Annotated in this window: 28 protein-coding genes, 1 other RNA gene and 1 other annotated feature; of the genes, 9 read left to right on the top strand and 20 right to left on the bottom strand. The window is 46.2% G+C overall.

Features of this window, described 5'->3' with window-relative positions:
* Window positions 1–171 precede the first annotated feature (171 nt).
* Window positions 172–1,878 carry a septation ring formation regulator EzrA gene (gene ezrA / locus FC47_RS02710; RefSeq protein WP_039945930.1) on the bottom strand — a complete coding sequence of 569 codons (1,707 nt, stop codon included), beginning with the start codon at window positions 1,876–1,878 and terminating at the stop codon, window positions 172–174.
* Between the two features lie 129 nt (window positions 1,879–2,007).
* On the opposite strand from ezrA, the gene FC47_RS02705 reads away from it, so the two are divergent.
* Window positions 2,008–2,463 (top strand): GAF domain-containing protein, encoded by a 456-nt coding sequence (locus tag FC47_RS02705; RefSeq protein WP_081036720.1) that lies wholly within the window; start codon window positions 2,008–2,010, stop codon window positions 2,461–2,463.
* A gap of 194 nt (window positions 2,464–2,657) precedes the next feature.
* Complete coding sequence (rpsD, locus tag FC47_RS02700) at window positions 2,658–3,266, top strand: 30S ribosomal protein S4 (RefSeq protein ID WP_033934417.1); 609 nt, start codon at window positions 2,658–2,660, stop codon at window positions 3,264–3,266.
* A 194-nt stretch (window positions 3,267–3,460) separates the two neighbouring features.
* On the opposite strand, the gene tkt is transcribed toward rpsD, so the two are convergent.
* Together tkt and FC47_RS02690 are read right to left on the bottom strand one after the other, a co-directional pair.
* Window positions 3,461–5,476: a transketolase gene (tkt, locus tag FC47_RS02695; RefSeq protein WP_006500262.1), complete on the bottom strand. Its 2,016-nt coding sequence runs from the start codon at window positions 5,474–5,476 to the stop codon at window positions 3,461–3,463.
* Window positions 5,469–6,224 carry a transaldolase family protein gene (locus tag FC47_RS02690; protein ID WP_006500263.1) on the bottom strand — a complete coding sequence of 252 codons (756 nt, stop codon included), beginning with the start codon at window positions 6,222–6,224 and terminating at the stop codon, window positions 5,469–5,471. Before FC47_RS02690 ends, tkt begins: the two co-directional genes overlap by 8 nt.
* Window positions 6,225–6,874: 650 nt before the next feature.
* On the opposite strand from FC47_RS02690, the gene FC47_RS02685 reads away from it, so the two are divergent.
* From FC47_RS02685 to FC47_RS02660, 7 genes are all read left to right on the top strand, one after another.
* The gene (locus tag FC47_RS02685) at window positions 6,875–7,555 is read left to right on the top strand and encodes a DUF6198 family protein (protein ID WP_006500265.1); all 681 of its coding nucleotides are present in this window, start codon (window positions 6,875–6,877) and stop codon (window positions 7,553–7,555) included.
* A gap of 46 nt (window positions 7,556–7,601) precedes the next feature.
* Window positions 7,602–8,012 (top strand): VOC family protein, encoded by a 411-nt coding sequence (locus tag FC47_RS02680; protein ID WP_006500266.1) that lies wholly within the window; start codon window positions 7,602–7,604, stop codon window positions 8,010–8,012.
* Window positions 8,013–8,107: 95 nt separating this feature from the next.
* Window positions 8,108–8,578 (top strand): YueI family protein, encoded by a 471-nt coding sequence (locus tag FC47_RS02675; RefSeq protein WP_006500267.1) that lies wholly within the window; start codon window positions 8,108–8,110, stop codon window positions 8,576–8,578.
* 41 nt (window positions 8,579–8,619) lie between these two features.
* Window positions 8,620–9,879 carry a replication-associated recombination protein A gene (locus tag FC47_RS02670; RefSeq protein WP_006500268.1) on the top strand — a complete coding sequence of 420 codons (1,260 nt, stop codon included), beginning with the start codon at window positions 8,620–8,622 and terminating at the stop codon, window positions 9,877–9,879.
* 42 nt (window positions 9,880–9,921) lie between these two features.
* Window positions 9,922–10,110, top strand: a non-coding RNA gene (ssrS, locus tag FC47_RS11090) — 6S RNA.
* Window positions 10,111–10,198: 88 nt separating this feature from the next.
* Window positions 10,199–10,483 (top strand): hypothetical protein, encoded by a 285-nt coding sequence (locus tag FC47_RS02665; protein WP_146192094.1) that lies wholly within the window; start codon window positions 10,199–10,201, stop codon window positions 10,481–10,483.
* Between the two features lie 86 nt (window positions 10,484–10,569).
* A complete protein-coding gene (locus FC47_RS02660; protein ID WP_006500270.1) occupies window positions 10,570–11,052 on the top strand; it encodes a universal stress protein in 483 nt (160 codons plus the stop codon).
* Window positions 11,053–11,109: 57 nt separating this feature from the next.
* Here FC47_RS02660 and FC47_RS02655 read toward each other — a convergent pair whose 3' ends face one another.
* From FC47_RS02655 to FC47_RS02580, 17 genes are all read right to left on the bottom strand, one after another.
* Window positions 11,110–11,949, bottom strand: a complete 840-nt coding sequence (locus FC47_RS02655) for a helix-turn-helix domain-containing protein (RefSeq protein ID WP_006500271.1) — start codon at window positions 11,947–11,949, stop codon at window positions 11,110–11,112.
* A gap of 177 nt (window positions 11,950–12,126) precedes the next feature.
* A complete protein-coding gene (locus FC47_RS02650; RefSeq protein WP_033934410.1) occupies window positions 12,127–13,260 on the bottom strand; it encodes a D-alanine--D-alanine ligase family protein in 1,134 nt (377 codons plus the stop codon).
* Window positions 13,261–13,346: 86 nt separating this feature from the next.
* Window positions 13,347–14,306 (bottom strand): DUF2785 domain-containing protein, encoded by a 960-nt coding sequence (locus tag FC47_RS02645; protein WP_006500273.1) that lies wholly within the window; start codon window positions 14,304–14,306, stop codon window positions 13,347–13,349.
* A gap of 86 nt (window positions 14,307–14,392) precedes the next feature.
* Window positions 14,393–15,535, bottom strand: coding sequence for an ArgE/DapE family deacylase (locus FC47_RS02640; protein WP_006500274.1), 1,143 nt, complete (start codon window positions 15,533–15,535; stop codon window positions 14,393–14,395).
* Between the two features lie 60 nt (window positions 15,536–15,595).
* A complete protein-coding gene (locus FC47_RS02635; RefSeq protein ID WP_080744364.1) occupies window positions 15,596–16,315 on the bottom strand; it encodes a methionine ABC transporter permease in 720 nt (239 codons plus the stop codon).
* Window positions 16,290–17,357 (bottom strand): methionine ABC transporter ATP-binding protein, encoded by a 1,068-nt coding sequence (locus FC47_RS02630; RefSeq protein WP_006500276.1) that lies wholly within the window; start codon window positions 17,355–17,357, stop codon window positions 16,290–16,292. Before FC47_RS02630 ends, FC47_RS02635 begins: the two co-directional genes overlap by 26 nt.
* Window positions 17,358–17,386: 29 nt before the next feature.
* Window positions 17,387–18,235, bottom strand: a complete 849-nt coding sequence (locus FC47_RS02625) for a MetQ/NlpA family ABC transporter substrate-binding protein (protein WP_006500277.1) — start codon at window positions 18,233–18,235, stop codon at window positions 17,387–17,389.
* Between the two features lie 125 nt (window positions 18,236–18,360).
* Window positions 18,361–18,595 (bottom strand) — a binding site (T-box leader).
* A 135-nt stretch (window positions 18,596–18,730) separates the two neighbouring features.
* A complete protein-coding gene (locus FC47_RS02620; protein WP_006500279.1) occupies window positions 18,731–19,021 on the bottom strand; it encodes a glycine cleavage system H family protein in 291 nt (96 codons plus the stop codon).
* A gap of 12 nt (window positions 19,022–19,033) precedes the next feature.
* Window positions 19,034–20,227, bottom strand: coding sequence for an FtsW/RodA/SpoVE family cell cycle protein (locus tag FC47_RS02615; protein WP_006500280.1), 1,194 nt, complete (start codon window positions 20,225–20,227; stop codon window positions 19,034–19,036).
* 65 nt (window positions 20,228–20,292) lie between these two features.
* Window positions 20,293–20,517 carry a DUF2969 domain-containing protein gene (locus tag FC47_RS02610; protein WP_006500281.1) on the bottom strand — a complete coding sequence of 75 codons (225 nt, stop codon included), beginning with the start codon at window positions 20,515–20,517 and terminating at the stop codon, window positions 20,293–20,295.
* Window positions 20,518–20,521: 4 nt separating this feature from the next.
* Entirely contained in the window at window positions 20,522–20,773 is a 252-nt protein-coding gene (yidD, locus tag FC47_RS10380; RefSeq protein ID WP_074504706.1) for a membrane protein insertion efficiency factor YidD, read from the bottom strand.
* An 8-nt stretch (window positions 20,774–20,781) separates the two neighbouring features.
* The gene (gene mreB / locus FC47_RS02605) at window positions 20,782–21,780 is read right to left on the bottom strand and encodes a rod shape-determining protein (protein WP_006500282.1); all 999 of its coding nucleotides are present in this window, start codon (window positions 21,778–21,780) and stop codon (window positions 20,782–20,784) included.
* An 84-nt stretch (window positions 21,781–21,864) separates the two neighbouring features.
* Window positions 21,865–23,112, bottom strand: a complete 1,248-nt coding sequence (locus FC47_RS02600) for a UDP-N-acetylglucosamine 1-carboxyvinyltransferase (RefSeq protein WP_045025453.1) — start codon at window positions 23,110–23,112, stop codon at window positions 21,865–21,867.
* A 22-nt stretch (window positions 23,113–23,134) separates the two neighbouring features.
* The gene (locus FC47_RS02595) at window positions 23,135–23,365 is read right to left on the bottom strand and encodes a DUF1146 family protein (RefSeq protein WP_006500284.1); all 231 of its coding nucleotides are present in this window, start codon (window positions 23,363–23,365) and stop codon (window positions 23,135–23,137) included.
* 133 nt (window positions 23,366–23,498) lie between these two features.
* The gene (locus FC47_RS02590) at window positions 23,499–23,921 is read right to left on the bottom strand and encodes a F0F1 ATP synthase subunit epsilon (protein ID WP_033934403.1); all 423 of its coding nucleotides are present in this window, start codon (window positions 23,919–23,921) and stop codon (window positions 23,499–23,501) included.
* 11 nt (window positions 23,922–23,932) lie between these two features.
* Window positions 23,933–25,357, bottom strand: a complete 1,425-nt coding sequence (gene atpD, locus FC47_RS02585) for a F0F1 ATP synthase subunit beta (RefSeq protein ID WP_006500286.1) — start codon at window positions 25,355–25,357, stop codon at window positions 23,933–23,935.
* A gap of 27 nt (window positions 25,358–25,384) precedes the next feature.
* Entirely contained in the window at window positions 25,385–26,308 is a 924-nt protein-coding gene (locus tag FC47_RS02580) for a F0F1 ATP synthase subunit gamma (protein ID WP_006500287.1), read from the bottom strand.
* Between the last annotated feature and the right edge of the window lie 11 nt (window positions 26,309–26,319).

Genomic DNA, 26,319 nt, shown 5'->3' with positions numbered 1-26,319 from the left:
ATGCACGCGGGAAAACAGATTTTCCTCGCAAGATATTGCCGCCGATGGATCACATCCGCGACGAAGGTTCGGCTCCTAAAACAACGCTACATTATAACAGATCCCGTTTCTTTTAACCATGATTGACACTTGAAAATAAAAAAACGCGTCATTGGCGACACGTTTTTGGTTTTAAGAATTGCGCTTAAGCTCGGTATAGTAACGCTGCTCCATTCGCTTATAGGAACCCGGCTCGACTTTTTCAACGGCCTTCTCCAAGATTTCCAGACTACCTGGATAATTATAGCGATTGAATTCATTTTGTGCTTTGGCAATCGCATCATTAATCTCTTCATGGTCAATACTGAGCCGGTTGGCATATTGAATCAGCCGTTCGGTCAGTTCGGCACTGTCTCTTAAGTCATCAGTTTTTTCCTGCAGCGTTTCCAGATCGTCTTGCACGATTAAAAGCTGCTTGGTGATGTCTTCCATATCAATCTTAACCTGGCTGATTGCATCGGCTAGTTTACCAATTTCATCGCTGACCAGGAAGAAATAATCCATGTAGTCTTGGGGAATTCCTGGCAGATTCAGTGACTCCACACGCCGTTTGATTGTACGAATCTCAACTGAGAATCGCTGCAGCGTTTTTTTTGCTCGCGCCTCATCAGACTGAAGATCAGCAACACTATCATTGATCTGTTTTTGCTGTTCTTCGATTGCCGTCAATGACTTTTCATTATCGGTCTGACGAGCAACAACCTGGCTGTCAATAGCTTCTTCGACTGCCAGTGCTTCTTGATCTTGGTCATATGATGCCTGCAGCTGCCGCAGCTGTTCGTCAAGGCCGCGTGCGTTGGCCAGTTCGTCATTGTTAAGCGTGTAGTTAAGACTTAAACGTTCCAGTTCATCAATCAGCTCACGATTCTGCTGTTTGGCATGACTCAAATGCCGACCTACATCGCGCATCAATGGTGCAACTTTTGGCCGAGCATCAAGTTCGCGCTGCATAACATCGTAAAGCTGCTCAATATGCTGCGTCAGCTGATCATTTGCCGTTGCCGCCTCATCCAGTCGCAAGGCATTCAAATCAGCATCTGCTTGTTCGCAAAGCTGACCAAGCCGCTTAATTTCTTGATCGATCTGGCCATCAGCAAAGTTATAGTGGTGTCGTTTCAGCTGCTCATAGCCATTTTTTAGTTCCTGCAGTTGGGTGGGAAATTCAGTCAGCAGCGGCTTATAGATATCTGGAATCCTTTGCATCAGTCGGGCCAGTTCCTCGGTATCCTGCTGCAGCTCGTTAAGGACGTCTTGAGCCGCTTCATAGTCGCCTTTGGCCGTAAGCGTGGTGAACTTGGCAAAACGAGCTTCCAGATCCGTCAGACGCTGGCGCAGAGCCGTACTGCTTTTGCCATAGCGATAGCTGTTTTCTTCCAGTTCATTATGAAACTGCTGGTATTGCTTTTTTAGCTCGCCAATTGCTTTTTGATGTTCTGCCTTGGCATCGTCAATTTTTTTCAAACCTTCTTCAAGATTTGTCTGTTCACTCAGCAGCTTAGCAGTCGCATCCTGCAGCTTACGCAGATCCGGCTTGACTTTCAATAGATTAAATCCATGCAGATCTTGCGCTATTTGATCGGCCAAGTCATCGACCCGACTGGCAGCCGTTAGGAATTCATCTTGATATTCATCCTTGAGCTGATTAAAATCCTTTAGCGAGTCGCCGCTCAGCTCTGGATTTGCGTTTTTGGCAAACCGTTCGTCCAAATGAGTTGTCAGTGCGGCAGCTTTTTGATTCAGCAGGGCGTCTACCGCATTGAGGGTGCGCTTTTGATAGACGTATACGCCAATAATTACCAATGCAGCAATAACTAAAATTCCGATCAACACTTGAAACATCTATATCCCACCTATATTTTGCACGGTTTATGCTTTGCGTTTTTCACCGTTTAATCTTAAAATTCCACTAATTAAAATTATATCATATCTGCTCTTGACAACTTATTATTTATCGGAGGGATTTTTATTTTGCCAAACTTTAAGCTTATCAACACCCAACTGGCTGCCTTATTGGAAAATGAAACCAACTTAATTGCTAATCTGGCTAATGCCTCAGCACTGTTAAACGACAGCATTGATCAATTGAACTGGACCGGCTTTTATCTTTATGACCCTAAAGAAAACGAACTGGTGCTGGGACCATTTCAAGGGCATCCAGCCTGTATGCACATTGCAATGAACAAAGGCGTCTGTGGTCAGTCAGCTGCTCAGCGGCAGGCATTGGCAGTTGATGACGTCACTAAGTTTCCTGGTTATATCTCATGTGATGCTACCGCCCGTTCTGAGCTTGTAATTCCCTTGATTAAAGATCAGCAATTGCTTGGTGTCTTGGATTTGGATGCCCCAGTTGAAAAAAGATTTGATGCAAAACTGCAGGCCGGCATTCAATCTTTTGTCGATGAACTGATCAAACATCTTGACTAGGCATGTTTTTCGCGTTAAAGTACTCTTTGTGTAAAATAATGCAGCAGTGAGGGGCAAGCTCGTCAACAGACCAATGCCGCATGGTGTTTCCAGTAACCCAGCTGCAAGGGTGAACGATCCAATTGGCCTGCACGAATGTCAAGCTCACAATCGGATTATTTTACTCCAAATAATTTTATTGGAGGAATTCTAATATGTCTCGTTACACTGGCCCTAGCTGGCGTGTATCTCGCCGTCTCGGCATGTCTCTGTCCGGTACCGGTAAGGAACTGGCTCGTCGCAACTACGCACCTGGTGATCACGGTAATGACCGTCGTGGCCGCCTGTCTGAATACGGTATGCAACTGCGCGAAAAGCAAAAGCTGCGTTACATGTACGGTATGACTGAACGTCAATTCCGTAACCTGTTCAAGCGTGCCGGTAAGATCAAGGAAGGTACTCACGGTACCAACTTCATGATCCTGTTGGAACGTCGTCTGGACAACATGGTTTACCGTCTGGGTCTGGCTACTACTCGTCGTCAAGCTCGTCAACTGGTTAACCACGGTCACATCACCGTAGATGGCAAGCGCGTTGACATTCCTTCCTTCGAAGTTAAGGTTGGTCAAGTCATCTCCGTTCGCGACAAGTCCAAGAACCTGGACGTTATCAAGAACGCTGTTGAAGCCGTTGTTGCACGTCCTTCATACGTTGAATTCGATGCTGACAAGCTCGAAGGTAAGCTGGTTCGTCTGCCAGAACGTGAAGACATGAACGCCGACATCGACGAAGCGCTGATTGTCGAATTCTACAACAAGCTGTAATATCTAATTACGGTTTATTTCTTAAAAAGCTCTGTGATTTAAAATCACGGAGCTTTTTTATATACCAATTCAAATCAAAAAGGCCATGAGCGACTGGGATAGTGGATCGCTCATGGCCTTTGGGGATTTTTGGAGTATTTTGAGATTTAGAGATTAAGATTTATGTGTGATACGTAGTTTTTAGAAAACAGCAGCTAGCCATTAGCAGCCATTTGAGTTGATTTTTCATTTTCAAGCCCGGCTGTCTGCTTAAAGGCTGCAGCAACGCGTTCTGGCGTGAAGCCAAACTTTTCAATAACCTGTTCACCTGGAGCGCTGGTACCGAATTCATCAACACCCATTACCATGCCATTCAAGCCGACAAAACGGTGCCAGCACATTGAACTTCCCATTTCGATTGCCAAGCGCTTATCCAGGCGTGGCGGCAGCACCATTTCTTGATACTGCTTTGACTGCCGCAAGAAACGTTCCTGACATGGCATCGAAACAACCTGCACGTCAATGCCTTCTTTGGCCAATCGTTCTCTAGCCTGCAATGCCAAAGAGACCTCAGAGCCGCTGGCAATCAGGATTCCAGCCGGATGATTGGTTTGAGCCGGTGCCAGAATATAAGCTCCTCGTTCTACCGGTGCATGTTTAGCCGCTGCCAAAACTGGCAGTCCCTGACGCGAGGTAACGATTACGCTGGGACGATCAGTAGTTTTGCCAATGACCTGCCAGGAAGCAATCGTTTCATTGGCATCAGCCGGACGATAGACATCGACACCCGGCATTGAGCGCAGCGCTGCCAACTGCTCAACTGGTTCATGCGTTGGACCATCTTCACCAACAGCCAAAGAATCATGAGAAAAGACAAAGGCAGTTGGGATCTTCATTAAAGCAGCCAGACGAACGGCACCCTTAAGATAGTCGCTAAAGACCAAGAACGTGCTGCCAAAGGCTCGGGTACCACCATGCAGCGTAATTCCATTCAAGGCTGCTGCCATGCCAAATTCACGTACGCCAAACCGCAGATTGCGACCTAATGGATTATCCGCAGCAAAATTGTCATCTTTTTTCAGCAGCGTTTTGTTAGAGCTGGCCAGGTCCGCAGCCCCGCCCCAAAACATCGGATTCTGCCGGGCGATTTCCTGCAGTGCGTCATCACATACCAGCCGCGTGGCAATTTTTTCACCTGGTTGATAGTTTAAGGCATCATCACTCAACTTAAACTCATCATTCATCAATTGAGCAGCCAGTTGCGGATACTGCTGCTGATAGGAAGCCCATATTTCCAACCAGCGCTGGTATTGCTTTTCTTTGGCAGCCACCAGCTCTTGGAAGTGATCATAAACAGCCTGCGGTACGGTGAAAGATGGCTCATGCCAGTCAAATTTTTCTTTGAGGATAGCCAGGCCATCCTGACCAACCGGCGTACCATGAACTTTGTTGGTTCCCTGCTTAGGCGCACCGTAGCCAATTACCGTCTTAACCTCAATCAAGGTTGGCTTATCGGAACGTTTAGCCCGCCACAAAGCTGCATCGATCTGAGCCAGATCATTGCCATCCTCAACGCGTTCATAATTCCATGAAGCCGCCTTGACTCGCTGTTCAACATTGTCATGCGTACTCATTGACAATGGCCCATCCAGTGAAACATCATTTGAGTCATAAAGCACGATCAGTTTATTAAGCTGCAGATTGCCTGCAATATCCAAGGCTTCTTGACTGATGCCCTCCATCAAATCACCATCACCCGCCAAGGCGTAAGTGTAATGATCAATTACTGGCATCCCCGGTCGGTTGCACTGTGCAGCTAGATGCTTTTCTGCAATCGCCATACCAACTGCCATACCAAGTCCTTGACCCAAGGGACCAGTCGAGGCATCAACGCCAGGCGTCCATCCATATTCAGGATGGCCTGGTGTTTTGGAACCCATTTGGCGAAACGCCTTCAAGTCATCAACAGTGAGATCAAAACCGTTTAGATGCAGCAGACTGTAGAGCAGCGCTGAGCCATGGCCTGCTGACAAGACAAAGCGATCGCGGTTGATCCACTTAGGCTGCTTAGGGTTAAAACGCATATGATATTCAAACAGCGTGTAAGCCATTGGCGCGGCATCCAAAACGATCCCAGGATGGCCGCTGTGCGAGGCTTCAATCATTTCTACGCCCAGCATTCGAGCAGCCGTAACTGATTTTTGATCTAGAGTTGCTTGCTGATTACTCATTGACCGCCGCCTCCTCTGCAACTTCATCTAAAATGCTGAATCCCAGCGTACTAATATCTTGGTCAAAACCGCGAACCGTATCCAGAGCAACATCTTCTGGCGTAAACTCGCGCCGTGCCAGCCATTTTTGCAGAATTGCCGGTGGTACTGTAATAATATCGATACCAGCCTGCTGAGCCTGACGAATGTTGTCGACTTCACGCGTCGAGGCCCACAGCAAGTCAACGTTTGGATGCAAATGTGACATCGCTACGCTGGCATTGACAAAGGAAGTTGGATCCGCACCCGTATCAGCAACTCGTCCCACAAATAGTGAAATAATCGCCGGCGTCTGTTCGTCCAAAGCTTCCAATGCCAAGCGTACCTGTTCGCTGGTCGTTACTGCGGTAATGTTCAGCTTGATGCCGGCATGTGCCAGTTGATGAATCAGCTCCGTATTAGGCTGTCCATTCAAGTTTAAAATCGGAATCTTAACATAGACATGTTTGCCTAATGAACTTAAGATTTCTGCTTCCTGCTGCATTTTCTGAGGATCTTGTGAAAAAACCTCAAAAGACAGGGAAGCTTCCGGAAACTCACCGACTACTTGCTTGGCAAACGTCAAGTAATTAGTAACTCCTGCTCGCTTCATCAGTGAGGGGTTGGTCGTAAAGCCCGTTACTTCAGGCAGCTTAGCCATTTGACGCATGTCATCAATGACAGCCCCGTCAGCATAGATGGCAATCGTTTTTTGCTCAGTTGATTGCATTTCTCTTGCTCCTTTGTTAAATATACCAATTTTTAGTTAACAATTAATTCATGACTCGTATCATGACCGAATTTACCAACGCCGTCAATTGGATTTTGAAATTATTTTTGCTAATCGATTAGCAATACCAATTCAAGCTTGTGCACTGATTATCAGTCAATTTTTGAATTAATTGCCGTCATATCAATGATAATTCACATCTGGACCACTAGACGACAGTAGCTTTATATTGTTAAGCAATCGATTGCGCAAAACTTTATCTTTTTTAGTTATATATGATTTTATTTTCATTTATAGCCCTGAGATAAGCATATACCAATTTTAAAGTGAGCAAGTCAGGACTGTCAAAAGCCTGTGAATCAAACAACAAATTCACGAAAAAAATTAAAAAAACAGCTGCCAAACCGATTAATTCCCACTATCTGATTACAGCAACAAAGAAATCGCTTTCGTAAACTGATTTTGAGACAGTTTTTATCATTCTAAATTCTGTCAACCGGTTGACATCGATAGTTACTGGGGGTATCTTTATCGTGGCAAGTGAAGTCTATCACCAATTTTTAAGACGTGATCTTGTCAGGAAGAAGGGAATTAATTTGGAACAAGCAAGCTCAAAAAATGTCACCGCGGTACCAAAGCGCACTATTTCAATGCCAGTCAGCATCGCCTACTTCGCCCTATCGATCGTTATCAACTCGATGGGAAACGTTTTGACTCTGGTTACCAGTTCACATATTCATCCACAGTTTTTAGGATCCGCTTATTGGACGGCGGCTGAAAACAACCTTGGCATTGCCGTCCTGGGGAATAATTCAATGACACTGTTTTGGGCATTCATGGTTCTGGGAATGCTAACCGCAGCCTTAAACGCAATTCTGATGCATAAATGGGAATGGAAACGAATTTTTGGCAATTTCATGTTTATGCTGCCGTTTTCAATCTTTATTCAATGGTTTTCCGATATTTTCAACCGGATTATGCCCGATGCTCATTCTTTGCCAATGGTAGTTCTGTATGTTCTGATCAATTTCTTGGGCGTTACTTTAATTGGAGTGGCCATTTCAATCTATCAGCGAGTAAATCTGGTCCTGCACCCGGCCGATGATTTATTCCAGATTCTGCGTTTTCGTTATTTCAAGGGCAATGCAACCTTATCAATGTGGGCATCCTATATTCCGCCAACGATTATGGCTCTGCTGGCTCTGCCTAGAATGGGGCTGGCAAACTTTGGTCTTGGAACGATTTTCGCGCTGCTCTTCCAAGGCGGCATTACTGGGCTTGCCGATCGAATTATCTTCCCTAAGCTCAAGCATCAAGCCTTAGATGTTTAGACTCTTCACTTTTATTAACAGCAGTTTTGATTAAAGGAGAAAAATTATGGCATTCAACAAAAGTTTAGCTGGCTACTTCGATGATCTGCAGCACATTGGCATTCCAACCGACGATCTGCAAAAAACGGTTGCCTTTTGGGAAAAGCTCGGGTTCAAGATGCTGGGCAATTTTGATACTGACGACCAAGGCAATGAGGTTGTCTTTATGCAATACGCTCACCTGACTCTAGAGATCTGGACTGGTGATGGTGCCGTTCGCCAAACCGGTGCGATCAACCATATCTCTTTAAATACTTCTGATGCCGATGCCGCCTTTAAAGCAGCCAAGGCAGCCGGCTTTAAGATGAAAGAAGATAAAGTTCAGCATCTCGACTTTTGGCAGCATGGCATCAAGTTCTTCAACATTGAAGGACCAAATGCTGAGACTATTGAATTCTGCCAAATCGTCAAAGACTAGGATGATCTTCGCCATTGCTTAATGCAGTGGCGTTTTTTTATTATTCAGGATTAATCAATGATACAATAGGAGAAACTACTTACGGAGGGTTATGCATGGCTAACGAAGAAAAAAGTGCAGTTGATCAGCGGCTGCAAAATGCAGTCTATGGTACGCCTAAAATCAATCCCGATGAGCAAAGACGCTATCTGGGAACTTTTCGTGAGCGAGTCTGCCTGACGATCAGCGTGGCTCAGCTTGGCGAGCGTGACTGGTCTGATGCCCTACGATTGGAGTTAAAAAAAGGGATCGGCAAGCTGGTCTTTTTAAATGGCAATCTAGATGATGAGCAGCTGCGTCCGTATATGCGAGCAGCCGTTCAAGAACATGCCAGCTTCACTTTAAAAACGGATCCGGAATTTTCAACGGCTCCTGAAAAGCTGGCGGTCGTAGTAGCGGCTAAAACCGCAGTCTATCAGTCGCCAGTTGATGTTGCGAAACGCTATCCAAATCTGTCAAATCCAGTTTCTCAAGTCAAGTCGCCAGCTAAACAAGGCTTTTGGCAGCGGCTGTTTCATTCTAGATAAAACAAAGGAGGCCTTGTTTTTTGCAGCCATTAGCCTATCGTATGCGGCCGCGCAATCTAAACGAAGTCGTTGGTCAGCAGCATCTGGTTGGTCCTGGCAAGATCATCAATCGCATGGTTAAGGCCAAAATGCTCAGCTCAATGATTCTGTACGGTCCACCTGGCACTGGCAAAACGAGTATCGCCAGTGCTATCGCCGGATCAACCAAGTATGCCTTTCGCATGTTGAATGCCGCCACCGATTCTAAAAAAGACCTGCAGATTGTCGCCGAAGAAGCCAAAATGAGCGGAACCGTGATTCTGCTGCTTGATGAGATTCACCGCCTTGATAAAACCAAGCAGGATTTTTTGCTGCCTCATTTAGAAAACGGCCACATCATCTTAATTGGTGCCACGACTGAGAATCCGTATCTGTCGATTAATCCAGCTATTCGCAGTCGTACTCAGATTTTTCCAGTCTACCCCTTAACCGAAAAAGACATCAGCCTGGCCATTGATCGCGCCCTTGCCGACCAGGAGCGGGGCCTGGGGAAAATGCCGCTGGAGCTTGCCGACAATGCTCGTCAGCAGCTGATTCGCGCAGTCAACGGCGATCTGCGCAGTGCGCTAAACGGATTGGAGCTGGCCGCCAAGTCAACCGATCCAGCTCAAGACGGTAAGATTCATCTAACCCTGCCGATTATTGAGGAATGCGTCCAGAAAAAAGCACTGGCTGCCGATAAGGATGGCGATGCCCACTATAACGTCATCTCTGCTTTTCAAAAATCGATTCGCGGCAGTGATGTTGACGCCGCACTTCATTATTTGGCACGGCTGATTGCCGCTGGTGATCTGCCAAGCATTGCCCGTCGCTTGACCGTAATTGCCTATGAGGATATTGGTCTGGCAAACCCGCCAGCCGTTCAGCGAGCCATCACGGCAATTCAGGCAGCTGAAAAAATTGGTCTGCCTGAAGCTCGCATTCCCTTGGCCGATACCGTAATTGAACTGGCGCTGTCGCCCAAGTCAAATTCTGGTATTCAAGCCATTGATGCTGCTTTAGAGCGTATTGATCAAGGCAGCTTCGGCGAAATCCCTAATTGGCTAAAAGACGCCCACTACCAAGGTGCAAAAAAACTTGGCCATGGCGTCGACTACCAATATCCGCATGATTTTCCACAAGACTGGGTTCGCCAGCAGTATCTGCCAGATAAAATCAAAAATGATGAGTATTATCATCCAAAGCCAAACGGTGAATTTGAAAAAGCCCTGGGAATTCAGTATCGGCGGCTGTTGAAGGCCCAACGCCAGCCAAGAAGTTGAAAACGATTGCACCTATTTAAAAAAAATGCTAACATACTAATAGAGGTTCTGTAGTGTGCGTGTTGTCTAATTCGCAGTCTTGCCTTACAGTTTCGTTACTTTGGGACTAGTGCCACGACACTGTAACGACATGCCTTCTCACTTGGTAGTCGAAGCTTTGTCGGCCATGGCCCACCTGTCTTATCCACAGGTCAACACTGAAAGACAATTAACGGCATGAACGGAGCCGATACATATCATAATAAAGCGGGATTGAAAGCATTACTGGTTTCAGTCCCGCTTTTATGGTACCTTGGCAGAGAAAGGAGTTTTGATTTTTTTGATTACTGTTTTGATGATTGTTTTTGCCGCGATCATGCTGATTGAAAGCTGGTATCTATTAAGTCACCGCAAGACCGGTATCTTTGGCCAGGCCGCTACTGAGCGCAGTCTTCGTCACTGCAGCATCTGGGGCTGGCTGCTGCTGATCTGGGGCATCGTAAGTCTGATTGCCGCATTCTTCTCTGATCATATTGGCTTGGTAGCAACCGTATTGGTAATTGGCTGCCTGGCTGACATGGCCATGGCGCTGGCAACCAGTTCGTTAGTGTTCAAAAAGCATTAATTTTTAAACATTTTTTTGCGAAAGCCTTTACAATGTTGTAAAATATAAATAAACAAAGAAGCTTAAGCATTAAGGGGGTACTTGATATGACTCAACAATACCAACACATTTTGGTTCCTGTAGATGGATCAAAGGAAGCTGAACTGGCTTTTAAGAAAGCTGTTGCTGTTGCTAAACGGAATGGCGCTGATACGGAATTGCGCCTGCTGCATGTCGTTGACACTCGTGCTTTCCAAAACATCTCCAGTTTCGACAGCTCAATGGTTGAACAAGTAACCACGACTGCCAAGAAGACGCTGGATCAATACGTTGACTACGCTAAAAAGCAAGGCGTTGCCAATGTCAGCTACACGATTGAATACGGCGCGCCTAAGACGATCATTGCCCGCGAAGTGCCAAAAGAAATGCACGCTGACCTGATTATGATCGGTGCTACTGGTTTAAATGCCGTTGAGCGGATCTTGATTGGCTCGGTTACTGAATTTGTTACTCGGACTGCAATCTGTGATGTCTTAGTCGTTCGTACCGATTTAGACAACCAACCAATTCCAGTTCCAAAAAAGCGCTAAAGCATAATTAAAAGCGTTGACTGAAATTTCAGTCAACGCTTTTTTGTATGTATATTTTTAAGCCATTGCTAAGGCCTTCATTGATTCCTTAACCAGTTCAGGATGCTGACCAACCAGCGCCAAACTGTGAGCAATCTCTAAATCCTGTTTGCCCACCGCCTGATTGGCCAGTGCCAGCTGCGCCTTGCCGGCATGCAGATAATAGCGATCAAGCAGAAACATCGAGCGCATCTGCCGACAGATTTCAATACCGCGCTGCGCCGCATTGAGTGACAACTGCGGCTGCCCCAGTGCCAGATACAAGCCAGATATGTATTCATAGACTACGATCCACTGCAGCTGGCCACCAGTCAGTTTTTTTTCATCAATCAAGCGCATTGCCCTTTCAACCAACCTCAGCGCTCGACTTTGACTGCCGATCTTTTCATAGGCCATCGCCATGCCAATCGTGGTCATCGCCAGATAAATATTGGCACTAGCGGTCGAAAATTGCGTCAGAACCAATTCAAAGTTAAAGATTGCTTCATCAAATTGATGATTTTGTACCTGCAGCATCCCTAGCAAATAATAGTAGCGCTGCTTATCAAATTCATTTTGCAGATTTTTGACCTTGATCATCTGCAAGGCAGTCTGGGCATCTTCAAACTGTCTTTCTGCCAACAGACGGCCAATCTGATCAAAAGTTGCCGTCATTGAAACGTCATCATTTTCAATAATCTCATTTGCCGAAATATCCAACCGCGAACAAAGTGCAGTCAAAATATTCATTTTAGGAATTCGATTTTGTTTTTCCATCAGGCTAATCGTTGCCTGCGTACAGATTCCTTCCGCTAATGCCGTCTGTGACAGTCCCCGTTTGCGCCGAATCTGCTTAAAGATATCCCCACGAAGCTTCATCTAATGTTCCTTCTTAATATGTATAGTAAAACCAATTAACCAATATAAATATGTGTATGATTATTTTATCATAAATTTATCAATAATTAGACAATTATAAATAGTTTGCCAAATATAAAACCTCCAAAACTGGCTGGCAGCTCTGGAGGTTGTTATTAATCATCTTAATTGCTTATTTTAGTGGTATTCTTTTTTACCGACCTTTTCTTCACCAAGCGACTGGAAATCATACTTAATCTGTTCTTGCCGTTCAAATTCTTCCAGGCCCAGCTTAATCAGGCGATCAATTAAATCTGAGTACTTAATGCCAGAAACTTCCCACATCTGCGGATAAAGACTGATGTTGGTGAAACCTGGCAGCGTATTCGGCTCACTCAAGTATGGAACATTGTTTTGGTCAACCAGGAAGTCAATTCGGCAAAGTCCCTTCATGCCAAGTGCCTTGTAAGCTTTCAGTGCCATATCGGTAATTTCCTGCGTCAGGTCGTCTGGCAGGATTACCGGCAGATCAAAGACCACGCCACTGGCATCGACAAATTTATTTTCATAGTCGTAGAATGGGTCATCGCTTGGTACGCGGATACCGCCAAGCTTAGAAGCGATTGGATGCTCATTACCAAGAATTGAGATTTCAATTTCACGAGGGTGATCAATCCCCTGCTCAACCAAGACCTTAAAGTCATACTTAAAGGCATCATCAAGAGCAGCCTTTAATTCAGCCTCGTTTTCAACTTTATGAATTCCGACTGAAGAACCTTGCTTGGCTGGCTTAACGAATACCAGATCGCCAAGTTCTTCTTGGATGGCATGCCAGTCGTACTGATCGCGATTTTCTGGCGTCAGCAGAATGTATGGCGTATTGCGGATTCCAGCTTGCGTAATGATCTTCTTGGTCAGATCCTTGTCAAACGACATGGCACTGGCAGCAATTCCTGAACCAATATATGGCTTCTTCAACAGACGGAACAGCCCCTGGACCGTACCATCCTCACCTAAGTTACCGTGAATAACCGGAATGAAGAAATCGATCTGCTTAACCGTGCTCAATGCTTGAATTGGTGCGAGTGGCGCATCAAGATCCATATTGGCATAAGCTTCCTTGACTACGGCATCTTCTGGTTCGCCGTCAAAGATCCGCTGTGAGTATTCATTGTTCAGCAGAATTCCATCTTTGGTGAACATAAACAGGCTGACGTCATATTTGTTCTTGTCCATCGCGTCAAATACATTGTGAGCGCTCCGTTTAGAGACATCGTGTTCCGAAGAATTGCCCCCGAACAGCAATGCTACGTGCAGCTTTTTGTTCGTCATGTAAAATACCACCTATCTAATTTTAAATGTACTTAAACCGTTTTTATTAGAAACTACAGTATAACACTATCTGTAAACGTTGACAACTAAATCTCCTGTTCAATGATCTCAGCCATAACCTTAGGCGGCAGATCTTTGTCAACCAGCAGGGCCGTCATCAAGCGCTGATAGTTGAAAAACAGATGCCAATCTCCCTCGTTATCAACGTCTGACTGCTGCTTCAGCCAAGCGCGCCAATCTTTTAATTCCATCAAAAAATAATCCTGGTACAGACGATGACGCTTGAGCAGAGAGACTAAATACTCCGCAATCTCATTTTGCTCGCCCATTTCCAGCGGCGTGCGCAACCGACGATAGCGTTCCACTAAAACGGTCATCATAAAAATATGGTCGCCTCTTAAAAGATCCGTGCGTTCCGTCATTTCCTTAAAAATATTGGTCAGTTCAAAAAACATATGTGCCCAGCCGCGTCTGCCGATAAAGCCTCTGGTATCTTTTTCCAGCAAGACTAAGAGTGCAACCTTATCAATTACCTCCTGCAGCTTTTCTTCAGTCAGAAAAAAATAGCCGAACCGATCAGCCATTAAAAAAGAATGCAGCATGTTGACTGCTGAAGCCCGCATAAAAACAGCCTGATTTTTAGGCTCCAAGACATGCGCATATAAGATATCGTCTTGCAACACATAGTCTGTCCAACGCGCGACCTCTTCAGCACTGACCATCTCATGTCCCAATAAATCATTGATTGCCTGCCTTGAGCCTTCTCTGGCCAATCGATCAACCGAAGCCAGATGATAAAATAAACTGTTTTTTTGTGCCTGGTCAAGCGGCTCTTTTTCAAGTATCTGCAGCTCAATTGCAGACATTTCGTTTTTTAGATAGCGTCGGTCGTCAGCAGGCGGTTCATAGCTGGTTCGCTTTTGGCTGGGAACCTTTTCAATCAGTTCGCCAACTCGCTGATACAGTGATTGAAAGATCTCGGCATTATCAACGCGCTGATGCAGCTCAATCAGTTGTTCTTTTAGACTGGCAATTGATTCAGTCATAGGCATCCCCCTTTTTGGTAATTATTTAATTTTATCACAATAAAAAGACCTTCATGATCCAACATGAAGGTCTTCCAGTCTTTTAGCTAGCCAAAGAAATCATGCATGATGGTACGGTAGGCATTAATCGTGGCAAAATAGCTCGACCAGGTCGTATACTCATCAATCTGATGCGCCCGCGACCATTCATCAGCACCCAACACGACAACCGGCAGATCAGCACGATGCTTGACAAACACGCTGGCATCGGTAGCTCCATTGATGATCGTCAGCTCTGGTTGATTGGCATAGCTGTCGCTAGCTGCCTTTAAGGCCAGTTTTACCAAATCGCTTTGTGGATCAGTTGCAATCGGCCACCAATCATTTAAGATATTGAGCGTCAATTCATAATCCGTAGTCTGATTTAGATAGTCAATCGCCTGCCCAAGCCGCTGCGTAACCCTTTCATTATCAAACGCACGCGTTGGTCGAAGATTGCCGCGCAGTTCGGCACGATCAGGAATCGTATTGACCTGATCGCCTGCTTTTAAAATCGTAATTGAATGCTTAACGCTGCCTAGGTACTGATCCAGCGGCACGTTATCAAATAAGCTGGCCTCCAGTTCGATAAAACGAGCCAGACCGCTGACGGCATTGATCCCGCGTTCAGGCATGGAGCTGTGTGCTGAGCGGCCCTTGCAGACTACTTGATAGTTATAGCTTCCCGACGTGGCATAAACGATATTGCCGCCCGTTGGCTCACCTACGATCAAGGCACTCAGATCTTTAGCAATGCCTTTCTTCTCCAAACGATTGGCGCCTGGTGTTCCATATTCCTCGCCAGCCGTTGCAATCAAACGGATCTTGCCATCAGGCTGCCAGCCGCTTTCCTTAAGCTCAATCAAAGCAATTGCCTGCGCAGCCAATCCGCTTTTCATGTCCGCGGCGCCACGGCCAAAGAGTCGATCTCCCTGGCTTTCAGCACCAAATGGATCATGATGCCAGTTAGCACGATTACCCACGGCGACCGTATCCATATGACCAGTAATTCCCAAGACCCGATCAGTATTGCCCTGTCCAAACTCAACGATCAGATTGGCCCGCCGCTCGCCAAACGCATCCACCTTAGCATCCATGCCATACTGAGCAAATAGTCGTGCTAAGTAGTCGGCAACATCAAGCTCATTGCCGTTTACCGAGTTGATATGAATCAGATCTTTTAAAATTTTTGCTTGCTTTTCCTTATCCATTGTTCAACACCTCGAAAAAAAGAAACGGCCCCAAAAAGCCGTTTCCATAATCTAATCAAATTAACGGTTTTGGTGGTTAACGGCCTTTGCCAAAACGTCACCAACCAGTTGAATGATAATCACCAGCAGCAATACCAGCAAGGTCGCCACGATTGTAATGTCGTTGCAGAAACGATCGTATCCATATGCAATGGCCGTATTACCAAGACCACCGGCACCAACCGCACCAGCCATGGCCGTGAGACCAACCAGACTGATCAATGAAACCGTAGTCACCCGCACCAATTCAGAACGTGCTTCACGCAAGTAGACTTCGAAGATGATATCAGTATTAGTAGCGCCGATCGCCTGCGCAGCCTCGATCTTACCATAATTCACGCTTTCTAACGCAACCTGCACTTGACGCGCATAAAATGGGAAGAATCCCAAGGACAATGGTACCAAAGCTGCCGTCGTCCCAATCTGCGTACCAACGATCAATTGCGTAAACGGAGCAATGAAGGCCAACAAAATGATAAATGGAATGGCCCGGAACAATGAAACGATCTTGTCAGAAATACTAAACAGCGTCTTATTCTCCATAATGCCGCCGGGTTTTGCGACTACCAGAATCACGCCGAACAACACACCGAGGATTCCACCAAAGACAGCTGGCCAAAACGTCATATACAGCGTTTGACCAATTGAGGTACCCCAGCCACTGTCGCCGCTCCAGCCGAGTTGGACAACATTAGGAAAATATTTTGCAAAAAACTCAGTCATGCCAAATCCCCCGATCATCAATCTTGGTTACTTCAACGTCTCGATCCTTAAAGAACTTTACGGCTGCCTCTCTTTGATCAGGCGTTCCCTTTACGATCACAAACAGCATCCCGATTGGCACGTTGCCTAATACCTCAACGTTGCCATAGATCATGCTGGCTTCGACGCCGGTTGCCCGGTAAAGTCCGATAATCAGTGGCTCAGCAACTGAATCGCCGCTGTAGACCAGCTGATATAACTCTTCATCATCATCAAGCGTCCCTAGGTTCATTGAGCGCAGCGTATCCATGGCCGCCAGTGAACCACCGACAAATTGACGCGTCAGTTCCTGCTGTGGCCGCAAGAAGACTTGCCGCAGCTCGCCTTTTTCAATGATCACCCCATGCTGCATTACCGCAATCTTGTTGGCAACACGCTTAACGGCATCCATTTCGTGAGTAATCAAGATGATTGTAAGACCAAGCTTTTCATTTAGATCCTTGAGCAGGTCTAAAATCTGGTTGGTATTGCGAGGGTCCAGCGCCGAGGTTGCCTCGTCAGAAATCAAAATTTCTGGATCATTGGCCAATGCCCGGGCAATGGCAACCCGCTGCTGCTCGCCACCGGAAAGCTGAACTGGATAGGCATCGGCCTTATCCTTTAAGCCGACCAGATCCAAGAGTTTCAATGACTTTTGTTCGACCTCGTCATCACTGAGCTTGCTGTGCTTGAGGGCAAACATGACATTGTCGAGCACCGTCGTTTCGTTCAGCAGATTGAAATGCTGAAAGATCATTCCGATGTTGCGTCGCTTTTCCTGCAGTTTTGCGTTGCTGATCTGCTGCTTGTGATCAGCAAACAGCACTTCGCCTTCAACCGTGATCTTGCCTGCAGTTGGCTTTTGCAGCAGGTTGATCGTGCGAACCAGCGTTGACTTGCCGGCACCCGAGTAGCCAACTACCCCATAGATGTCGCCTTTTTCGACTTGCAGGGTGACATCCTTAACGGCTTGAACAGTTTCGTTTTTGCCAGTCTGGAACGTAACGTCGATGTGTTCCAAATCAATAATGTTTGTCCCCATATATCTCTTCTCCTTCTATCTGGTGGAAATTACTTCAGCTTAATGTCCCAAGCTGGCTTTTCCAGACCTTTGTATTGTTCGTTGATGACCTTCTTAACCTTTTCCGTTTGGTATGCCTTTACAACATCTTTGTAGGCTTCCTTGTCGCGGTCCTTCTTACGAGCAGCGATCAAGTTGATCCATTGTTCAGAATCCTTGTTGACTGGTTCAGTAAAGATGGACTTCTTAATTGAAAGCTTAGCAGCCACAGCGTAGTTGGTGTTAACGACTGCTGCGTCAACACTGTCCAGCGTCCGTGCTGCTTGGTCGGCAGCAACTTCTTTAATCTTCAGGTTCTTTGGGTTCTTGGCAATTGAGTTGATCGTTGCCAAAGAGTTCGTGTTCTTCTTTAAGGTAATCAGTCCTGCACTCTGCAAAACGTACAGTGCCCGGCTTTCGTTTGATGCATCGTTTGGAACGGCAATCGTAGCACCGTCTGGCAGACTCTTAACGCTCTTGTAGTTGTTGGAGTAGAGGTGAATTGGCGTGATGAAGGTCTTGCCAATTGAAACCAAGGAGCCTTTGTTAGCCTTGTTCCATGCATCCAGGAAAGCTTTGTGCTGGAAAGCGTTCAGATCGATGCTGCCGCTTTGCAGAGCCTTGTTTGGCTGGTTGTAGTCAGTAAACGTCTTAAGCTTAATATCAACATTGTATTTGCTCTTGGCCGTCTTTTTAACCTGATTCCAAACGGCCTCATCCTGCTTAGATGGTGAAACGACCCCGACCGTTACGGTTTGTTCCTTTTGCTTGCCAAAATTGCCAAAGCTGAAGATCCCAGCAATAACGACTACCAATGCAACAACGACCCAGATTAATGTCTTTTTCTTACGCTTGTTCATAATGATGTCTCCTCTCAATCCTCAATTAAATAATCCCTTTTAATAATAGCTTTTTAAAACAACAGCCTGCCGGCAGCCAATTGTTTGATCATTAATCAAAACAAACAAAAAACACTCATCCTTATAAAAAGGACGAGTGTTTCGCGGTACCACCTTTTTTTGCCTAATTCTCGCAAATTAAGCCTCAGTAGGTGACTTAAAAAAATCACCTTGCATTGATAACGGCTGCAACCCCGTTACCGGCTAAATATCGCCAGTACCATTCCAAGCCCATCTTCGACTGCTTAACGAATTTCCTCGCACCAACCGGAAACTCTCTGAGCACGCGCCACAATCTACTCTACTTTTCGATATGTTTGAATTTGTTCGTTCGATTAATTGATTATGTAGTTATTATAATGCAATTTTAATTTACGTCAACACTTTTTTTCATAAATTTCATAAAAAAGCTGAGACCGGCTTTCAATGCCGGTCTCAGCAATCAGAGAAATTTACTCAGCTAAATGGCTGAACCTTAATCAGCCACTGACCATCGTCACTGTCAGCAGCCACCCAGCCTTCCAATGCTGGATTAACGGCGACAATCACACCGTCAAGCGGACTTTTTAAATCGACGATCATTTTCTGTCCTTCGATCGTAGCCAGACTGTCATTGGTTTTAAGCTGGGTTCCCACCAATGCTACATCAATAAAATTCAGTTGGCCTAATTCCTGCAGTGCTGATTTTTTTAAGCCAACTGCGACCAGATCACGGGCTTGATGATCAATCCACCATGGCTGTTCCATCTTACATCACCCCTAATGAAATTCTTGATTGTTGCTGAACATGTAGGAATGATGATGATACCTCATCGACATGACCATTCCAATCCCAATCAGATTTCCGATCAAAGACGAGCCACCAGCACTGATAAATGGCAAAGGAATCCCAGTCAATGGCAAAAGACCGATATTCATTCCAATGTTTTCAAAAACGTGGAAAAGGATCATCATAATAACCCCGGTTGAAATATAGGCATAGAACTCATTTTTGGTATCAAACGTTACCCGAATCATCAGATAGATCAGCAGCAGATAAAGTAAAATCAGCAAGACGCCGCCAATAAAGCCAAAGTTTTCACCGATAACCGAAAAAATCATATCAGATTCACGCACCGGTACATAAACATGCGTGTGGTTAAAGCCCGTCCCGGTAATTCCACCGCTGCCGACCGCCTTAATGCTTTGCCAGAGCTGGTAGCCTTGGTTGGTCGTATCAGCTTGAGGATTCAGCCAGGTATCAACCCGTTCAAACTGGTATGCTTGAAAGCCTATATGCTCTAAAATTCGTCGACCAGTCGTACTGGTAACCATTGCCAGCGCCGAACCGCCAACAACGATCAAAACCGTAGCAACTGGGGCAATAATCCGCCAAGTTACGCCACCTACCAAGACCATACCACAGAAAATAGCAAAGAAGACCAGCGAAGTCCCAAAGTCGTTTTGAAAGTGCAGCGAGATCATAATCGGCATCAGCCACAGCAGCATCTTGCCAATCAAGCGCCAGTCCGATTCAACGGTATGGGTACTGTATTGACTGTTATGAGTCGTGATCACGCGGCCCATCATTAATATATAGGCCGGTTTCATGACTTCTGAAGGCTGAAAAGTGAACGGACCAATGGCAAACCAGCTCTTGGCACCTGTACTGGCGTAGTACGATCGACTATAAAAGACCAGGATGGCAAACATCAAGAAGATTCCGAGCCAATAGACGATTGGCGCGATTTTCCAGAGCTGTTCGGCGTCAAACTGCATGATAACGATAATCATGATCGTCCCAATGATATACCAAATCAATTGCGATACTACTTGACGCGTGATGCTGGTCGGGGTCTTATCATTGCTGGCCGCAACATAGATTGAAGCCAGTCCAATCAACGCCAACAAAAGCACACAGAAGATAATGCCCCAGTCAATCCGCGATTCATTATCATTTTGCGATCGTTGCATTAAAATTTCTCCTTATTAAAACTAAAAAGGGCTCGGGCTTTTCCCCAACCCCTTTTATCCACCAATCAACCTTGGTGAAGATGATACTGCTGAAGGATCGTTTCCAGCCCTTCTTCTTGTGAGCGAACGTAAAATGCCTGTTCGCCTTTGAGGAGGATTGCCTTGAAGCGTTCCTTATCAGCCACGACCTCACCGATCAGTCGCTTTCCAACAAAAATCTGTTCTACCGGCTGGCCATTGCGTTCAATATCTTTGACGCTAACGGCAACCGTCTTTTCTTTTTTTGACACGTTTTCACCCTTGTCTATGATGTGTTCGTCGGATTGTAAAGTGATCCGGCACTGGATCGAAACCACCGTGGGCCCAAGGATGGCAGCGTAAAATCCTGGCACTGCCCATTAAAACTCCTTTAAGTCCAAACCGCTGAACGGCCTCCAGCATATACTGCGAGCAGGTTGGCTCATAGCGACACACACGATAGGGACGACGTGAAGAAATGCCGCGCTGATAACCTTTAATCAGCATGATCACTATTTTCCTAAACATTGCTTAATCTATTTACGATTTTTACCGCTATCAGACTGCATGCGTTCCAGCAGCTCACCAGCACCCTTGGCAACGTTGTCCAGTGGGTCTTGTGAAACGACTACTGGTACCTTTAAGCGATCACTAAACAGCTTATCGATACCGTGAAGCATTGCCGTCCCACCTGTCAGCATGATGCCGCGATCGATAATATCGCTGGCAAGCTCTGGTGGTACGGTTTCAAGTACGGCAACTGATGCTCGAACGATCTGCTCTAAAGTGTCATGCAATGCATCCGCGATTTCATTTTCATTGGTTTCAATCTGCTTTGGCATCCCGCTGGCAACATCACGACCACGTACTTCCATCGTCTGTGGATCGTCCACTTTTTGTGCCGTTCCCAATTTAATCTTGATGCGTTCGGCAGTATGCTCACCAATAATTAAGCCATGATGCTCTTTGATGTATTCAGCAATGTCACTGTTTAACTGGTCACCAGCCAAGCGAACCGACTCGCTGGCTACGATATCACCCAAAGAAAGCACGGCAATATCACTGGTACCGCCCCCCATATCGATTACCATATTGCCACGGGGCTTGAAGATATCAAGTCCAGCACCGATTGCAGCTACCTTTGGCTCATACTCCAGGTAAACCTTGCCGCCACCCGACTGTTCAGCAGCTTGAATGATGGCCTTGCGCTCAATTTCCGTAATATTGGTTGGCGCACAGATCATAATATCAGGTTTTGACATAAAGCCCTTGACGCTAAGCTTGCTGATAAAGTAAGAAAGCATTTCCTGGGTCATATCAAAGTCGGAAATTACCCCGTTTTTCAGTGGACGAATCGCGCGAATGTTGCTTGGCGTCCGTCCTACCATGCGATAGGCTTCCGAACCGACTGCCAGAACCTTATTAGTGCGTGTATCAATCGCCACTACGGATGGTTCGTTTAATACGATACCCTTTCCTTGTACGTAAATCAGAACATTGGCTGTTCCAAGGTCAATTCCGATATCCTTAGCCATGTTTTTCTCCTTCCGATTTTTACTCAATTCGAACGATATTATACCACAACCAGTCTTCAACCGCTGAATTGATAATAATCTGCCTTACTTAAATTTTGTTAATGATTTTGAAGCCGATTCAAAGTCCTTTAACTGCAGACTGGCCCCCAGACTTTGCAGCTTGGCAGGCAAGGCTTCAAACTCATCACCAAGATAAGCGCCGTTTTCTACGATCGTTAGTCCTTTAGCCGCCAAGCCAGCCAGGGTCAGCGTCAGTGCACTGCTGGCATCAAAAGCCCCGACCTTGATGCCGCTAAGCTTGGCTGGACCATTTAAAATCAATTCACCGGCAGTTTCTTGAACACCAGCCTGCATTTTCTGCAATTGATCAAGCAGTCTTTGATCCATGACTGCATTGCTGCTTTTACCATTAGCCAACAGCTGTAGAATTGCAAGCTCAGGGTACATGGCGCTGGGAAAAAGACTTTGTGGATCAGCTGGCAGCAAAACTGCCGTTCCTAAAACTCGAACGCCATTTTGCTGGACGACTACGGTACATCCCATCCGTTCAAGCTGATTAATCACGCCTTGAACGCTTTGCAGATGAACGTTTTCTACAATCACATCGCCATTAGTTATTGCAGCAGCCAGCATCAGTGCCGTTGCTTCCAGATAGTCGCCGGCAATCTCATAGTCACAGCCATGCAGAAACGTCACGCCTTGTACCCTTACGATTTTCGTTCCGGCGCCATGCACCCGCGCCCCCATCTTGTTTAAAAGATTGGCCAGGACAATGACCTCAAAATCACAGGCTGCATTTTCAATTACCGTAATTCCATCAGCAAGGACCGCAGCCATGATCAGGCTCTGAGTACTCAGGCAGTTGCTATCTGCCAGCTTTAAATGACTTCCCTTTAAGCGGCCTGCTTTGATCGCTAAAGCTTCATCATTTAACGAGACATCAGCTCCTAAGCATCTTAGATCGGCAATAATCTCATCTGGCACCTGATCTTTGTTTAATCTGACACTGCCAGTGCGGGCCAGCAGCGGACCAATCATCAATGAGGCAACCTTTGCGGAAGTAATTGCCGTTAGGTCGTCAGCCGTAAGTTTTGCTTGAGATTGGATAATGAGCTGATGAGTCGGCTTATTGACAGTGACAGCCAAGTCCAGCTTTCGTAAGCGTTCATTCATCGTATCGACAGTCATCGTATCAGCAACGTTAGCCAGCTTAAGCTCACCAGTTGATGCCAAAAGCGCCGCAATCTGTGCCGTCAGTGCCAGGGCAGTTGACCCCGCAACAGCAACGCTCCCACGTAGACGCTGCCCTCCTTGAATCAGGATTTTTTTCATTTGGTTTTCCTCCAACATTGATTTATTGTGCCAAATAAATCAGATTACGAATTGCTTTTAGAACCGTCAATAAAAAGCTGGCATTCAAGTAGCCAAGCGCGGTTGCCAAAAGCACCATCAGCAATGGCAGCGTTTTAGGCGGACGCCGAAACCAACGTTCCATATGAAGTCCCTGTAGTGCATAAAAGGCAATCCAAATAAAGCCCAATTGTATTACGATCGTAATCAAAGCCTGCAGACCTGTCAGTTCCATTAAACTCCCCCCAATAAGCAATCATTAATCATATTAACATATTCTATGCTAAGCCTTCTAACTGCTGGTCAATGTTTACAAGAAATTAAAAAACGCCATGCCTGTAATCGGCATGACGTTTTGGCCAACCAAATCAACGCATCTGTGAAACGTTGAGTCGGTTGATTGCTCGGCGCAGGTGAACTTCAGCACGCGCAAGCTCATTTTTACTGTGCTTTTGCTTAGCTTCTTCAACCCACTTTTCAGAGCGTTCTTTGGCTTTTTCAGCCCGGGCTACGTCAATCGTCGTTGGCAGTTCAGCACTGTCAGCAACCACTGTCGCAGCATTTTCATTGAATTCCATGAAACCACCGTTAACGGCGATCACATCGTCTTTAGCGGAGTTGTGCTTGACGCGCAAGGCACTGATCTGCAGCGCTGCAACCAGGGGCACGTGGTTCGCCATGATCCCCATTTGACCGCCACGCGTATCCATAACCAGCATCGTAGCGTCTTTGTTCTCATAGACGGTGCCATCAGGAGTGATAATGGTGACCTTAAAAGTACTATCAGCCATGATCATCCCTCCTAGTTTTCAGCTTTTTCGGCATCAGCTTTCATCTGCTTAGCTTTTTCAACAACATCCTCGATTGGACCGACCAGACGGAAAGCATCTTCCGGCAGATCATCGTACTTACCATCAAGGATTTCCTTGAAGCCTTTGATCGTGTCTTTCAATGGAACATAACGACCTGGCATCCCCGTAAATTGTGAAGCAACGTTGAAGCTTTGTGACAGGAAGAATTGAATCCGCCGTGCCCGAGCAACAATCGTCTTTTCTTCATCCGAAAGTTCATCCATCCCCAAGATGGCGATGATGTCTTGTAATTCACGGTAACGCTGCAGGACATGCTGTACCCGCGTAGCTACTTCATAGTGTTCCTTACCAACGACTTCAGGCGTCAATGCAGTTGACGTTGAAGCCAATGGATCAACGGCTGGGTAGATACCCATTTGCGTCAGCCGACGTTCCAGGTTGGTCGTGGCATCCAAGTGGGCAAAAGTCGTTGCTGGAGCAGGGTCGGTGTAGTCATCGGCAGGAACATAAACGGCTTGAATCGACGTAATGGAACCCTTCTTAGTCGAAGTAATCCGTTCCTGCAGCTGACCCATTTCAGTAGCCAGCGTTGGCTGATAACCAACGGCAGATGGAATCCGTCCCAGCAAGGCTGAAACTTCTGAACCGGCTTGAGTAAACCGGAAGATGTTGTCGATAAACAGCAGCACGTCTTGGCCCTTTACGTCACGGAAGTATTCCGCGATCGTCAAACCAGTCAAGGCAACCCGCATCCGGGCACCAGGTGGTTCGTTCATTTGACCATAGACCATGGCCGTCTTGCTCAGAACCCCAGAAGCCTTCATTTCGAAGTACATGTCATTACCTTCACGGGTCCGTTCACCAACACCGGTAAATACGGAAATCCCATTGTGGCCTTGAGCAATGTTGTGGATCAATTCTTGAATCAAGACGGTCTTGCCGACACCGGCACCACCGAAAAGACCAATCTTACCACCACGAACGTATGGAGCAAGCAGATCGATAACCTTGATCCCCGTTTCCAAAATTTCCGTAGTGTTGTTCAAATCTTCGTACTTAGGTGCTTCACGGTGAATTGGCATCCGCTTGGCATCTGGGCCGAATTCTGGACCATTGTCGATTGGTTCACCAAGGACATTGAAAACTCGACCCAGAGTGTCGTCACCAACTGGAACGCTGATTGAAGCGCCCGTGTTTTCGACCTTCATGCCACGTTGCAGACCATCGGTACCGTCCATGGCAACCGTCCGTACCACACCGTCACCCAGTTCAAGGGAAACTTCAGTAGTCAGCGTCGTGCCATCGCCTTTATCGATCTTCAGCGCGTCATTGATTTCTGGCAGCTTGTCGTCCAAGGGGAATTCAACATCGACAACTGGACCGATAACCTGTACAACTTTACCAGTAGCACTCATGCTGTTTCCTCCTACTTACTAGAATGATTATTCTTGGGCCGTCATACCACCGGTAATTTCAGTAATTTCCGTGGTAATGGCAGCTTGCCGTGCCCGGTTGTATTGAAGCTCCAAATCCGAAATGATCTCATCAGCATTGTCGGAAGCAGAGCTCATTGCATTGGCACTTGAGGAGTGTTCAGACGTCTTGGCATCCAAAATCGCTCCATAAACCAAACTTTCCGCGTATTGCGAAACGATTACCGAAACGATATCGTTGGCGGAAGGTTCGAATTCGAATTCAGGCGAAATCCGCGTCTTGTCAGCAGATTCTTCACTTACGGCCGGCTGATCGTCGGTCATTGAATCTTCTGACACTGGCATCATCTTTTGAACCCGAACGTGTGACGTAATCCGGTTGACGTAGTGATTATATGACAGGAAAAGTTCGTCAAATACTCCGTCATTGTACATTTGTACCGTGGTCTTAACGATCCCACGGACTTCTTTGTACGTTGGCACGTCACTAACACCAGTGTACTCATAAACAACGTTCATACCGCGTTTCTTAAAGAACTCGGTCCCGGTTCGTCCAATCGTCAGGAAAACCGTGTTGTCTTTATTCAAATGGTGTTTTTTCATCGTTTCCAGGGTTTCTTTGATAACGTTGCTGTTGTAGCTTCCTACCAATCCCCGGTCAGATGTAATAACTAAGATGCCAGTCTGCTGTACTGGTCGTTTGTCAAACAGCGACGTGAACTGATCTTTACTATCAGCATCCGTCGTACTGTGAGATTTGACCATGCTGGACAGGACTTCACGAACCGTAGCAGCATAGGCCTCATAAGCCTTAGTATGGTGCTGAATCTGGTTAAGCTTAGCCGTAGAAACCATTTGCATGGCAGAGGTAATCTGACGCGTGCTCTTGGTTGACTGAATCTTGCGTTTAACAGTAGCAAGTGAAGCTGGCACTAAATCTCACC

It is taken from the genome of Limosilactobacillus mucosae DSM 13345, from assembly GCF_001436025.1.
Lineage (GTDB): Bacteria > Bacillota > Bacilli > Lactobacillales > Lactobacillaceae > Limosilactobacillus > Limosilactobacillus mucosae.
This window is presented reverse-complemented; position numbering and strand designations above follow the sequence as displayed.

What these genes read in the sequence shown, in the direction of transcription:
- FC47_RS02600 (WP_045025453.1), bottom strand. Translation starts at nt 23,112, where the DNA reads ATGAAAAAAATCCTGATTCAAGGAGGGCAGCGTCTACGTGGGAGCGTT.
- tkt (WP_006500262.1), bottom strand. Translation starts at nt 5,476, where the DNA reads ATGAGTAATCAGCAAGCAACTCTAGATCAAAAATCAGTTACGGCTGCT.
- rpsD (WP_033934417.1), top strand. Translation starts at nt 2,658, where the DNA reads ATGTCTCGTTACACTGGCCCTAGCTGGCGTGTATCTCGCCGTCTCGGC.
- yidD (WP_074504706.1), bottom strand. Translation starts at nt 20,773, where the DNA reads ATGTTTAGGAAAATAGTGATCATGCTGATTAAAGGTTATCAGCGCGGC.
- FC47_RS02670 (WP_006500268.1), top strand. Translation starts at nt 8,620, where the DNA reads ATGCGGCCGCGCAATCTAAACGAAGTCGTTGGTCAGCAGCATCTGGTT.
- FC47_RS02640 (WP_006500274.1), bottom strand. Translation starts at nt 15,535, where the DNA reads ATGGATAAGGAAAAGCAAGCAAAAATTTTAAAAGATCTGATTCATATC.
- FC47_RS02620 (WP_006500279.1), bottom strand. Translation starts at nt 19,021, where the DNA reads ATGGAACAGCCATGGTGGATTGATCATCAAGCCCGTGATCTGGTCGCA.
- atpD (WP_006500286.1), bottom strand. Translation starts at nt 25,357, where the DNA reads ATGAGTGCTACTGGTAAAGTTGTACAGGTTATCGGTCCAGTTGTCGAT.
- FC47_RS02675 (WP_006500267.1), top strand. Translation starts at nt 8,108, where the DNA reads ATGGCTAACGAAGAAAAAAGTGCAGTTGATCAGCGGCTGCAAAATGCA.
- FC47_RS02660 (WP_006500270.1), top strand. Translation starts at nt 10,570, where the DNA reads ATGACTCAACAATACCAACACATTTTGGTTCCTGTAGATGGATCAAAG.
- FC47_RS02680 (WP_006500266.1), top strand. Translation starts at nt 7,602, where the DNA reads ATGGCATTCAACAAAAGTTTAGCTGGCTACTTCGATGATCTGCAGCAC.
- FC47_RS02690 (WP_006500263.1), bottom strand. Translation starts at nt 6,224, where the DNA reads ATGCAATCAACTGAGCAAAAAACGATTGCCATCTATGCTGACGGGGCT.
- FC47_RS02645 (WP_006500273.1), bottom strand. Translation starts at nt 14,306, where the DNA reads ATGACTGAATCAATTGCCAGTCTAAAAGAACAACTGATTGAGCTGCAT.
- ezrA (WP_039945930.1), bottom strand. Translation starts at nt 1,878, where the DNA reads ATGTTTCAAGTGTTGATCGGAATTTTAGTTATTGCTGCATTGGTAATT.
- FC47_RS02635 (WP_080744364.1), bottom strand. Translation starts at nt 16,315, where the DNA reads ATGATCGGGGGATTTGGCATGACTGAGTTTTTTGCAAAATATTTTCCT.
- FC47_RS02625 (WP_006500277.1), bottom strand. Translation starts at nt 18,235, where the DNA reads ATGAACAAGCGTAAGAAAAAGACATTAATCTGGGTCGTTGTTGCATTG.
- mreB (WP_006500282.1), bottom strand. Translation starts at nt 21,780, where the DNA reads ATGGCTAAGGATATCGGAATTGACCTTGGAACAGCCAATGTTCTGATT.
- FC47_RS02615 (WP_006500280.1), bottom strand. Translation starts at nt 20,227, where the DNA reads ATGCAACGATCGCAAAATGATAATGAATCGCGGATTGACTGGGGCATT.
- FC47_RS02630 (WP_006500276.1), bottom strand. Translation starts at nt 17,357, where the DNA reads ATGGGGACAAACATTATTGATTTGGAACACATCGACGTTACGTTCCAG.
- FC47_RS02590 (WP_033934403.1), bottom strand. Translation starts at nt 23,921, where the DNA reads ATGGCTGATAGTACTTTTAAGGTCACCATTATCACTCCTGATGGCACC.
- FC47_RS02595 (WP_006500284.1), bottom strand. Translation starts at nt 23,365, where the DNA reads ATGGAACTGACAGGTCTGCAGGCTTTGATTACGATCGTAATACAATTG.
- FC47_RS02655 (WP_006500271.1), bottom strand. Translation starts at nt 11,949, where the DNA reads ATGAAGCTTCGTGGGGATATCTTTAAGCAGATTCGGCGCAAACGGGGA.
- FC47_RS02650 (WP_033934410.1), bottom strand. Translation starts at nt 13,260, where the DNA reads ATGACGAACAAAAAGCTGCACGTAGCATTGCTGTTCGGGGGCAATTCT.
- FC47_RS02685 (WP_006500265.1), top strand. Translation starts at nt 6,875, where the DNA reads ATGCCAGTCAGCATCGCCTACTTCGCCCTATCGATCGTTATCAACTCG.